Here is an 11,191-nt window from a genome sequence, read left to right on the forward strand (position 1 = left end):
AAAGTCCATGCTGATCTCGATCGTCGCACCGTGTTACGACGAGGAAGACGTCATCGAGCGCTTCCACGAACAGGTCCAGAAGGTCGCGGAGGAACTGCTGCCGCTCGGCCACGACATGGAGTTCGTGTACATAGACGACGGCAGCCGCGACCGCACGCTGATGGTCCTGGAGCGGCTGGCCGGGCTCGACAAACGCGTGCGGTACGTCTCCTTCAGCCGCAACTTCGGCAAGGAAGCAGCCTTGTTGGCCGGTCTGCGCAACGCCTCCGGCGACTGTGTCGTCGTCATGGACTCCGACCTCCAGCACCCGCCCCAACTGATCAAGCGCATGGTGGAGTTGCGCGCCGAGGGCTACGACCAGGTCATCGCGCGCCGCACCCGTACCGGCGACGGAATGGCCCGCACCCTCACCGCCCGCCTCTACTACCGGTTCGTCAACCGGCTCATGGACGTCGAACTCGTCGACGGCGTGGGCGACTTCAGGCTGATGTCCCGCCGGGTGGTGGACGCGGTCCTGGACCTCACCGAGTACAACCGCTTCTCCAAGGGCCTGTTCGCGTGGGTCGGCTTCCCCGCCACGACCTTCGAGTACGAGAACGCGGCCCGCGAGGCAGGCCGCACCTCCTGGTCCTTCAAGGGCCTGCTCAACTACGGCCTGGACGGCCTCCTCTCCTTCAACAACCGCCCGCTGCGCGCCGCTCTCTACCTCGGCATGGGCCTGCTGCTCTGTGCCGGTCTCTACACCGGCTGGATCGTGGTCGCCGCGCTCGTCCATGGCGTCCAGACCCCCGGCTATGTCACGATCATCACGGCCGTCACCGGCGTCGCGGGGGTGCAGATGATCATGCTCGGAGTCATAGGCGAGTACACCGGCCGGATCTACTACGAGGTGAAGGGGCGCCCGCACTTCCTGGTGAAGGCGAGCAACGTGGAGCGGAAAGAGGACTGCTCCTCGGGCGGCAGGACAAAGGACCTCATTCCCTGATGGAGAGTTCCCTGAAGCCGGATTCCCCGCCGTCGAGTTCTACCGGGTCACGGGGTCTGCTGTCGCGGCAGATGATCGTCTTCGCCGTGATCGGGGTGCTGAACACGGGCACCTATTACGGCCCCTACCTGGTGTTCCTCACCCGTTTCCCCTATCTGGTGGCCCATATTCTCGCGACGGCCATCAGCATGACCGGATCCTTTTTCCTGAACGCGCACTTCACTTACCGGACCCGGCCGACCTGGCGGAAATTCCTGCTCTTCCCGCTCACCAACGCGGCCAATTTCGTGGTCACGACGACGGGCGTCTACGTGCTGGTGGACCTGCTGCACCTCGACAGCCGGTACGCCCCGCTGCTCGCCTCGCTGGCGGCGATCCCGGTGACGTTCGTGGTCTCGCGGAAGATCATGCTGCCGAAAGTGGAGACCTCCGGGCGGAAGGCGGAGGGCTCCGCGCGGGAGCCGGAAGCGGACGGGATTGCATAAACGTGCAGCGAAACGTATAGTCATGCCATCCAGGAGGAGGATGACATGGCGGTACGTGCGGCGGTGGCCGGGGCGAGCGGATACGCGGGCGGCGAGCTCCTGCGACTGCTCCTCGCGCACCCCGAGGTCGAGATCGGCGCCCTGACCGGCAACTCCAACGCCGGCCAGAGACTCGGCGCGCTCCAACCGCATCTGCTGCCGCTGGCCGACCGAGTGCTCCAGGAGACCACCACCGAAGTCCTCGCCGGACACGACGTCGTCTTCCTCGCCCTGCCTCACGGCCAGTCCGCCGCCGTCGCCGAACAGCTCGGCCCCGACGTGCTCGTGGTCGACATGGGCGCCGACTTCCGGCTCAAGGACGCGGCCGACTGGGAGAAGTTCTACGGCTCCCCGCACGCCGGCACCTGGCCCTACGGCCTGCCCGAACTGCCGGGCGCCCGCGCCGCGTTGGAGGGGTCCAAGCGCATCGCGGTGCCCGGTTGCTACCCGACCGCCGTCTCCCTCGCCCTCTTCCCGGCCTACGCCGCCTCTCTCGCCGAGAACGAGGCCGTGATCGTCGCCGCCTCCGGCACGTCCGGCGCCGGCAAGGCGGCCAAGCCGCATCTGCTGGGCAGCGAGGTCATGGGGTCCATGTCGCCGTACGGCGTCGGCGGCGGCCACCGGCACACCCCCGAGATCATCCAGAACCTCGGCGCGGTGGCGAGGGAGCCGGTCGCCGTCTCCTTCACGCCGACGCTCGCGCCGATGCCCCGCGGCATCCTCGCCACCTGCACCGCGAAGGCGAAGCCCGGCGTCACCGCCGAGACCGTCCGCGCCGCCTACGAGAAGGCCTTCGCCGACGAGCCCTTCGTCCAGCTGCTGCCCGAGGGGCAGTGGCCCGCCACGGCGTCCGTCTACGGTTCCAACGCCGTTCAGGTGCAGGTCGCGTACGACGAGGCCGTGGGACGGATCATCGCGATCAGCGCCATCGACAACCTGACCAAGGGCACCGCGGGCGGTGCCCTGCAGAGCATGAACCTCGCCCTCGGGCTCGACGAGTCCACCGGGCTGACGACGATCGGAGTCGCGCCGTGAGTGTGACGGCAGCACAGGGATTCACGGCCGCGGGCATCGCCGCCGGGATCAAGGAGAACGGCAACCCCGACCTGGCCCTCGTGGTCAACAACGGGCCCCGCCTCGCCGCCGCGGGCGTCTTCACCTCCAACCGCGTCAAAGCCGCGCCGGTGCTCTGGTCGGAGCAGGTGCTGAAGGGCGGCCAGGTCTCCGCCGTCGTCCTCAACTCCGGTGGCGCCAACGCCTGTACGGGGCCGAAGGGCTTCCAGGACACGCACGCCACGGCCGAGAAGGTCGCCGACACGCTGGGTCTGAACGCAGCCGAGGTCGCCGTGGCTTCCACCGGGCTCATCGGACTCCTGCTGCCGATGGACAAGCTCCTTCCCGGAGTCGAGACCGCCGCCGCCCAACTCTCCCCGCACGGCGGCGAGAAGGCCGCCATCGCCATCAAGACCACCGACTCCGTCCACAAGACGGCCGTGGTCACGAAGGACGGCTGGACCGTCGGCGGCATGGCCAAGGGCGCCGGCATGCTCGCCCCCGGCCTCGCCACCATGCTGGTCGTCCTCACCACGGACGCGGTCGTCAAAAGTGACGTACTGGACAAGGCACTTCGGGACGCCACGCGCACGACCTTCGACCGGGTCGACTCCGACGGCTGCATGTCCACCAACGACACCGTGCTGCTCCTCGCCTCGGGTGCCTCCGAAGTCACCCCTGAATACGCGGAGTTCGCGGAGGCCGTCCGGGCCGTCTGTGACGACCTCGGCCAGCAGCTGATCCGCGACGCCGAGGGCGCCAGCAAGGACATCAAGGTCGAGGTCGTCAACGCGGCGAGCGAGGACGACGCCGTCGAGGTGGGCCGCTCCATCGCCCGCAACAACCTCCTCAAGTGCGCGATCCACGGCGAAGACCCCAACTGGGGAAGGGTGTTGTCCGCGATCGGTACGACCAAGGCCGCCTTCGAGCCCGACCAGCTGAACGTGGCGATCAACGGCGTGTGGGTCTGCAAGAACGGCGGGGTCGGCGAGGACCGCGACAAGGTCGACATGCGCTACCGCGAGGTGCACATCGTCGCCGACCTGGCCGCCGGGACCGAGACCGCGACGATCTGGACCAACGACCTCACCGCCGACTACGTCCACGAGAACAGCGCGTACTCCTCATGAGCAATGTGACCCGCAAGCACACCGCGCTGCCCAAGGCACAGATCCTCATCGAGGCGCTGCCCTGGCTGGTCCGGCACAACGGCAAGACGGTCGTCATCAAGTTCGGCGGCAACGCCATGATCGACGAGGACCTCAAGGCCGCGTTCGCCCAGGACGTCGTGTTCCTGCACCACGCCGGGCTCAAGCCCGTCGTCGTGCACGGCGGCGGCCCGCAGATCAGCGCCGCCCTCGACAAGCACGGCATCGTCAGCGAGTTCAAGGCCGGCCTGCGCGTCACCACCGAGGACGCCATGGACGTCGTACGCATGGTGCTCGCCGGACAGGTCCAGCGCGAACTGGTCGGGCTGCTCAACCAACACGGGCCGCTGGCCGTGGGGTTGACCGGCGAGGACGCGCACACCATCACCGCCACCAGGCACCGGCCCGAGATCGACGGCGAGTTGGTCGACATCGGGCGGGTGGGCGAGATCACCGCGATCGACACGGGCGCGATCGAGGCACTGCTCGCCGACGGCCGGATCCCGGTCGTCTCGTCGATCGCCCGTTCCGAGGACGACGGACATGTCTACAACGTCAATGCTGATACGGCGGCTGCGGCACTCGCTGCGGCACTGGGCGCCGAAACCCTCATGGTCCTCACGGACGTCGAGGGCCTCTACGAGGACTGGCCGCACAGTGACGAGGTGATCAGCCGCCTCACCGCTTCCCAACTGGAGAAGCTGCTGCCGGAGTTGAGCTCCGGCATGGTGCCGAAGATGGAGGGCTGTCTGCACGCCGTGCGCGGTGGGGTCACCACCGCCCGCGTCATCGACGGCCGGGTCCAGCACTCGATCCTGCTGGAGATCTTCACCGACGAGGGCATCGGCACGATGGTCGTGGCCGACGAGCAGGAGGGGGACGCCGAATGACCGCCAACGAGGAGTTGACGGAGCGGTGGCAGGGCTCGCTCATGAACAACTACGGCACCCCGCGGCTGCCCCTCGTGCGCGGCGCCGGCGCCAAGTTGTGGGACGCCGACGGCAAGGAGTACGTCGACTTCGTCGGCGGCATCGCGGTCAACGCGCTCGGCCACGCCCACCCGGCGATCGTCGAGGCCGTCAGCAGGCAGATCGCCTCGCTGGGTCACGTGTCCAACCTCTTCATCGCCGAACCGCCCGTCCTCCTCGCCGAACGGCTCCTCCAGCTCTTCGGCCGCGACGGCAAGGTCTACTTCTGCAACTCGGGCGCCGAGGCCAACGAGGGCGCCTTCAAGATCGGCCGGCTGACCGGCCGGCCGCACATGGTCGCCACCCACGGCGGCTTCCACGGCCGCACCATGGGCGCCCTCGCGCTCACCGGCCAGCCCGGCAAGCAGGAGCCCTTCCTGCCGCTGCCCGGTGACGTCACGCATGTTCCGTACGGCGACGCGCAGGCGCTGGCCGCCGCGGTCACCGAGGAGACCGCGATCGTCGTCATCGAACCGATCCAGGGCGAGAACGGCGTCGTCGTACCCCCGCCCGGCTACCTCAAGGCCGCCCGTGCGATCACCGCGGCCACCGGATCGCTGCTGGTCCTGGACGAGGTGCAGACCGGCGTCGGGCGTACCGGCCACTGGTTCGAGTACCAGGCCCACGAGGGCGTCCTGCCCGACGTGGTCACGCTGGCCAAGGGGCTCGGCGGCGGGCTGCCGCTCGGCGCCACGGTCGCCTTCGGCCGCGCGGCGGAGTTGCTCCAGCCGGGGCACCACGGCACGACCTTCGGCGGCAACCCCGTCGCCTGCGCCGCCGGACTCGCCGTCCTCGACACGATCGAGAACGAGGGGTTGCTGGAGAACGTCAAGCGGCAGAGCGAGAAGTTGCGGGACGGGATCGAGTCACTGGGCCATCCCGTGATCGGCCATGTCCGGGGCGCGGGCCTCCTCCTGGGTATCGTGCTCACCGAGCCGCTCGCGCCCAAGGTGCAGCAGGCGGCTCAGGAGGCCGGCTTCCTGGTGAACGCGCCCGCCCCCGACGTCGTACGGCTGATGCCACCGCTGAATCTGCGCGACGACGAGGTGGACGCGTTGATCGCTGCGCTGCCCGGCGTCCTGGACGAGGCACACGGGGACGGATGATCCGGGAATGAGACGACGACGATGAGTCAGGCGCAGGACGACGACGTACAGCATGCCGGGCCGGCCGTGCCGCAGACGCGGACCGCGCGGCATCGGCGGATCGTGGACATCCTCAATCGGCAGGCGGTGCGGTCGCAGAGTCAACTGGCGAAGCTGCTGGCCGATGACGGGCTGACGGTCACTCAGGCGACGTTGTCCCGGGATCTCGACGAGTTGAACGCGGTGAAGATCCGTAACACCGAGGGCGATCTCATCTACGCGGTGCCCAGTGAGGGCGGGTTTCGTACGCCTCGGGCGCCGTTGGGGGAGTCGGCGAAGGAGGAGCGGATGCGGCGGCTCTCTTCTGAGCTGCTGATCTCTGCGGAGGCTTCGGCGAACCTGGTTGTTCTGCGGACGCCGCCGGGTGCTGCGCAGTTCTTGGCGTCGGCGATTGATCAGGCTGAGCTGCATGACATTCTCGGGACCATTGCCGGGGATGACACGTTGCTGTTGATCAGCCGGGAGGCTACGGGGGGTCAGGCACTGGCGGAGCATTTGTTGCGGTTGGCTCAGAACGGGCATTGAGGTGGTTCGTCGGGTGCGGGCCGTCAGTGGTTGCTCGCGCCCACGCGGCGGAGCCGCAAATCGATACAGCCCCGCGCCCCTAGGTGACTCCACCTAGCCCAGTCGGGATGCCAGGCCTCCTGTGCATCTGACCTCGTCGCCCGCCGTTATCAGCAGGGCCTCTACGTCCGGCAAGGACTCCAGCCACCGTAGGCCCTGTCTTGAGCCCATCGCGAACGCTGCCGTTGCCCAACAGTCTGCCCACGTCAGTTGGGGCGCCACGACCGTTACCGCCACCAAGTCCGAGATCGCGGAGCGGCCTGTGCTGGGGTCGACTATGTGGGTGCCGCGTTCTGCGGTGCCCGACGTCGCTACCGCCAGTTCGTCCATGCCCGCCGCCGAGATGACCGCTGCCAGGCCGCCGGGGCGGATCGGGTCCGATACGCCTACGCGCCACGGGCGTTGGGGGCCAGGGACGCCGAGGAGTTGGACGTCGCCGCCGCCGTTGACGCTGACGCCCGTTGCGCCGGCTGCCCGGATGAGACGGGCCGCGCGCTCGGCCGACCAGCCCTTGACGATGCCCGTCGGGTCGAGGCGGCCCTGGTACGTCGTGCTGAACCAGCCGTCGCTCAACCGCTCGGCCTCCGCGCCCAGTTCGAGGACCTCGGCGACCTCGGGGTCGCACTCCGCGAGGGTCAGCTCGCCGCGCGCCAGCCGGGAGAGCTGGCTGTCGTCGCGGTAGGTGCTGAACACCTCGTCGACCCGGTGCAGTCCGGCGACGGCCTCCTCCAGCGCCGCGCGCACCGCACCGGGCTCCCCACCGCGGACGTCGAAGGAGAAGACGGTCCCCATGACCTCCTCCGCATGACGTACCGCGGCGGGAGCTTCTGCCGGTTCGGCCACTGCCTCAGCCACCGGCCTGGTCCAGCGCCGACTGCAGGGACTGCTTGTATCCCGCGCTCGTGTAGGTGGCGGTCGAGACCGAGTCGATGTCAGCGGTGCCCTTGGCGACGGCTTCCTGGTTGAGCTTCGGGATGGCGAGGGCCGTCTTCTGGTCGCTCGTGCCGCCCTTGGGCGCCTGCACCGCCTCGGCTTTGGTGATCTTGCCGTTGGCGACGGTGATACGGACCTGGACGGGGCCGTACTGCGTCTGTGCGACGGCGCCCGTCACCGTCTTCGCCTGAGCGGAACCGGCGTCGGAGCCCGAGCCGGTGCCGGGGGAGGACCCCGTGCCGCCGCCCTGCGCGTTGCCGGCCGCCTTCATCTTGTCGATGGCCGACTGCAGGGACTGCTTGTAGCCGCCGCTGGTGTACGTGGCGCTGGACACCGAGTCGATGTCCGCGCTCTGGGCGGCGACGGCCTCCTGGTTGAGCTTCGGGATGGCCAGCGCGGTCTTCTGGTCGCTGGTGCCGCCCTTGGGCGCCTGGATCGCCTCGGCCTTGGTGATCTTGCCGCCCGCGACGGTGAGCCGGACCTGGACGATGCCGTACTCGGTCTGGGCCGGGTTCCCGTCGACGGTGCCCGTGCCGGTGGCCGCGGCGCCGCCCTGGGGCGACTCCTGCGCACCCACCGTCTGCTGCGGCACCACGCCGGCCGCCGCGGCGCCCGGGTCGGACGCCGGCTTCAGCGACAGCAGCAGCACCACGCCCGAGACGGTGGCGGCGGTGGCCAGCACGACACGCCGGATGGGATGACTCTTCCTCATCGGTTCAAAGCTCCTGAAGTCCCGTCGCTCACATCTCGAACGACTCGTGATGGATGCGGCGGGCGGGCACTCCCGCGCCGCGCAGTGCTTCGTACACGGACTGCGCGAACCCGGGCGGGCCGCACATGAACACGTCGTGGTTGTCGATGTCCGGCAGCTTCTGCTTGAGCCGCTCCGCCGAGATGTCGGGGCGCTCGCCGTCCGGGCTGTTGACCGCGTACATCAGGCGGGCGCCGCGGTCGTTGGCGATGGCGGCCAGCTCGTCCCACAGGGCCAGGTCCTGGGTGGTGTTGGCCCGGTACAGCAGCGTGATGTCGCCGGACGCGCCCGGCAGCGTCTCGAACAGCGCCCGCATCGGCGTGATGCCGACCCCGCCCGCGACCAGCAGCACCTTGCCGCGGCTGCGGCGCTGGGCGGTCAGCGCGCCGTACGGGCCCTCGGCCCACACCTTGGTGCCGGGCGTCAGCTCGCGCAGCCGCGCGCTGTGGTCGCCGATCGCCTTCACCGTGATCCGCAGCATGTCGGGGCGGGGCGCCGCCGACAGCGAGTACGGGTGGGAGGAGAACCGCATGCCCGGCGCCAGGAACCGCCAGCGGAAGAACTGCCCCGCCTGAGCGCCCATCCGGTGCAGCTTGCGCCCGCTGATGAGCACCGACACGATGCCCGGCGTCTCCTCGATGACCGCCTCGACGCGCATGCGGTGACGGAAGTTGAGCCGGATCGGGGCGAGGATGCGGTACCAGAGGACCAGCGCGGTGACCGCGCCGTAGAGGACGTACCAGAAGGTCTTGGCGGTCGGCTCGACGGCGAAGTCGTTGCCGGTGGAGATCTGGTGCCAGAAGGTCAGGAAGACCGCCGCGTACGTCAGCAGGTGGACGTGGTACCAGGTGTCGTACGGGATGAGCTTGCGGATGCCGCCGACCGAGATCAGGCCGATGAAGAACAGCAGGCCGGTGCCGATGGCGGCCTTGCCCATGTCCGGCAGCTGGTTCACCGAGTCGATCGTCTGCTGGACGATGTCGCCGAGCGACTTGCCGGCCTGCAGCGCGTAACCCCACATCGTGAGGAAGACGTGCGCGATCACCAGGCAGACCGTGTAGCGGCCGGACATCGCGTGCCAGCGGGCCACCCGGTCCGAGCCCACCCGGCGTTCCAGGGCGGGCACCCGGGCCATCTGCAGCACGACGAGTGCCATCAGATAGCCCGCCAGCAGGCCGGTGATCCGGCCCGCGTTGAGGATCTTGCTGTTGTTGTCGGCGATCGACGGTGTGTTGTGCCACCACAGCCACAGCACGCCGACCGCGCCCGCGAACACCGCGAGCAGCAGGACGGTCGCCGGGGAGCGGCGCGGACGGATGCGGCGCATCGTCTGGCGGCGGGCGGCACGGCCGCCTTGCAGCGTGGTGGTCACGTTTCCTCCGGGAACGGGGGCAAGGGGGTAGGCGTGGTCCCTTGGCCCTGAGATACGTGCCGTGACGCCCGTGTGTTCAGCCGTAACCGGAGTCTCCTACGACTCAGTAGCGAGTGATCGCCGTACTCCCGCCCGTCGTGCCGATCGCGATGTGCGGATCGCTCCAGGGCCGCACCCAGGTGAGGATCCCGCGCATCGCGTCGTCGGACACCGAGACGCAACCGGCCGTCGCCCCACGCCCGTTGACATGGAGGAAGATCCCGGCACCACGACCCCGCACCCGCTGGTGGTAGTTGAAGCCGACGACGAGCGCGTAGGCGTACTGCGTGGTGTAGGAGGCGAGTTGCTCGGACTCCGAGGCGCGGCAGTCCTTCGGGAGCGGCTCGGTCCAACGGTTGTAGAAGACCGAGGAGTTGTCCTCGCACCACCAGGAACTCGCGTGCACGGCGCGGTACTTGTAGCGCGTGCCGCCCGGCGCGGCCTTGATGCCGAAGGCGTAGGGGAGGTCGTACAGACCGGTGGGTGTCGTGTTCGTGCCCTGCTTGCGGGCGGTGCCCTCGACGAGACCCTTCGCGCCGAACCGGGCCGCGGCCGAACCGGCCTTCACCCACTGCCCGTTGCGCAGGTCCCACCACGTCACCGTCCCGGTGGTGGAGCCGGTAGAGGAGGCCACGGCGGTGATCAGCTGGCTGCCGCCCCCGGTGTCGGCCATCCGGGCCGGCAGCGGCGCGGCGGCGTCGGGCGCGGCGGCGCCGAGCACGAGGAGGGAGGCGGAGACCAGGGAACCGGCGGCGAGAGCTGAGCGCATGGCTCAGACCGTAGAGGGCGGCAGCGGCAACGGCAGCCCGGGTAGGCCATCCAGGCTCGTGGCGATGTGGTCCTTCTTGGTGAAGTACGCGCTGAGCGTTTCGTCGTCCTCGCGCGCGAACCGCTTGCGGTGCAGGTCACGATCCTCGTCGTACGACATGTAGGGCACCGCGTATCCGCAGCTGTCCCGGACGAGTTCGGCCGTGACGACGATGACCGCGCGCAGCCCGTGCTGGGTCGGGTCGATGTCCGGGAAGTGGGTGAGGAGTTCCTTGAAGCGGGGGTCGTCCCGGAAGACCGGTTCGCCGCGGCCGTGCACCCGCACGATGTTCGGCGGGCCCTGGAAGGCGCACCACATCAGGGTGATCCGGCCGTTCTCGCGCAGGTGCGCGATCGTCTCCGCGTTGGACCCGGCGAAGTCCAGATAGGCCACCGTGAGCTCGTCGAGCACCACGAAGGAACCCTTGAGGCCCTTGGGGGAGAGGTTGACCGTCCCGTCGCCGGACAGGGGAGCGGTCGCGGTGAAGAAGAGGGGCTGCGCCTCGATGAACGTGCGCAGTCTGCCGTCTATGCGTTCGTATGTCTTTCCCACGTCAGCCGATTATGACCGCAATTCTTTCGACTGTCTAAGGAATTGTCGGGTCCGCATGCGACACGCGACGCGTACGGACCCCGCCGTGGCCACCCCGGCCGGCGCTCACTCGGGGCGGCCACAGCGCCTGTCACGTCACTGGGTGAGCGTGCAGGCGGCCAGGGAGTCCAGCCCGGCCGGCTTCTCGGCCGTGCGGCCGATGGAGATGGCGATGCGGTCGATCGTCGAGGTCCGCTTGTCGGCCAACGGGCCCAGGATGGCGTTCTGGACGAAGTTGGCGCCGCCCCAAAGCCATCCGCATCGGCGACTGCGAGGTGACCCAAAAGGCCCTCTCCAACGCCACCCTGCG

Annotated in this window: 12 protein-coding genes; 7 read left to right on the forward strand and 5 right to left on the reverse strand. The window is 69.2% G+C overall.

The annotated features are described in order from the left end of the window. Positions 1-7: 7 nt before the first annotated feature. The 7 genes from ACWDR3_RS27225 (at position 8) to ACWDR3_RS27255 (ending at position 6,348) form a co-directional block, all read left to right on the forward strand. The gene (locus tag ACWDR3_RS27225; RefSeq protein WP_450355201.1) at positions 8-985 is read left to right on the forward strand and encodes a glycosyltransferase family 2 protein; all 978 of its coding nucleotides are present in this window, start codon (positions 8-10) and stop codon (positions 983-985) included. A gap of 71 nt (positions 986-1,056) precedes the next feature. Beyond that, positions 1,057-1,470 carry a GtrA family protein gene (locus tag ACWDR3_RS27230; RefSeq protein WP_450355212.1) on the forward strand — a complete coding sequence of 138 codons (414 nt, stop codon included), beginning with the start codon at positions 1,057-1,059 and terminating at the stop codon, positions 1,468-1,470. A gap of 45 nt (positions 1,471-1,515) precedes the next feature. Next, on the forward strand, positions 1,516-2,544 hold the full coding sequence (argC, locus tag ACWDR3_RS27235) for an N-acetyl-gamma-glutamyl-phosphate reductase (protein ID WP_450355202.1): 1,029 nt from the start codon (positions 1,516-1,518) through the stop codon (positions 2,542-2,544). After that, entirely contained in the window at positions 2,541-3,692 is a 1,152-nt protein-coding gene (gene argJ, locus ACWDR3_RS27240) for a bifunctional glutamate N-acetyltransferase/amino-acid acetyltransferase ArgJ (RefSeq protein WP_450355203.1), read from the forward strand. Before argC ends, argJ begins: the two co-directional genes overlap by 4 nt. Next, positions 3,689-4,600 (forward strand): acetylglutamate kinase, encoded by a 912-nt coding sequence (argB, locus tag ACWDR3_RS27245; protein WP_450355204.1) that lies wholly within the window; start codon positions 3,689-3,691, stop codon positions 4,598-4,600. Before argJ ends, argB begins: the two co-directional genes overlap by 4 nt. Then, positions 4,597-5,784 carry an acetylornithine transaminase gene (locus ACWDR3_RS27250; RefSeq protein ID WP_450355205.1) on the forward strand — a complete coding sequence of 396 codons (1,188 nt, stop codon included), beginning with the start codon at positions 4,597-4,599 and terminating at the stop codon, positions 5,782-5,784. The genes argB and ACWDR3_RS27250 overlap by 4 nt, the downstream gene beginning before the upstream one ends. A gap of 21 nt (positions 5,785-5,805) precedes the next feature. Then, positions 5,806-6,348 (forward strand): arginine repressor, encoded by a 543-nt coding sequence (locus ACWDR3_RS27255; RefSeq protein WP_124002766.1) that lies wholly within the window; start codon positions 5,806-5,808, stop codon positions 6,346-6,348. A 93-nt stretch (positions 6,349-6,441) separates the two neighbouring features. Here ACWDR3_RS27255 and ACWDR3_RS27260 read toward each other — a convergent pair whose 3' ends face one another. The 5 genes from ACWDR3_RS27260 to ACWDR3_RS27280 all read right to left on the reverse strand — a co-directional run bounded on the left by ACWDR3_RS27260 (position 6,442) and on the right by ACWDR3_RS27280 (position 10,842). Further along, the gene (locus ACWDR3_RS27260; RefSeq protein ID WP_450355213.1) at positions 6,442-7,230 is read right to left on the reverse strand and encodes an FAD:protein FMN transferase; all 789 of its coding nucleotides are present in this window, start codon (positions 7,228-7,230) and stop codon (positions 6,442-6,444) included. Between the two features lie 4 nt (positions 7,231-7,234). Beyond that, entirely contained in the window at positions 7,235-8,032 is a 798-nt protein-coding gene (locus tag ACWDR3_RS27265; RefSeq protein ID WP_450355206.1) for an FMN-binding protein, read from the reverse strand. A 28-nt stretch (positions 8,033-8,060) separates the two neighbouring features. Then, on the reverse strand, positions 8,061-9,443 hold the full coding sequence (locus ACWDR3_RS27270; RefSeq protein ID WP_450355207.1) for a ferredoxin reductase family protein: 1,383 nt from the start codon (positions 9,441-9,443) through the stop codon (positions 8,061-8,063). Between the two features lie 103 nt (positions 9,444-9,546). Next, positions 9,547-10,251: a L,D-transpeptidase family protein gene (locus ACWDR3_RS27275; RefSeq protein ID WP_450355208.1), complete on the reverse strand. Its 705-nt coding sequence runs from the start codon at positions 10,249-10,251 to the stop codon at positions 9,547-9,549. A 3-nt stretch (positions 10,252-10,254) separates the two neighbouring features. Next, entirely contained in the window at positions 10,255-10,842 is a 588-nt protein-coding gene (locus ACWDR3_RS27280; RefSeq protein WP_450355209.1) for a pyridoxamine 5'-phosphate oxidase family protein, read from the reverse strand. Positions 10,843-11,191: the final 349 nt, after the last annotated feature.

The organism is Streptomyces sp. NPDC001002, from assembly GCF_053599215.1.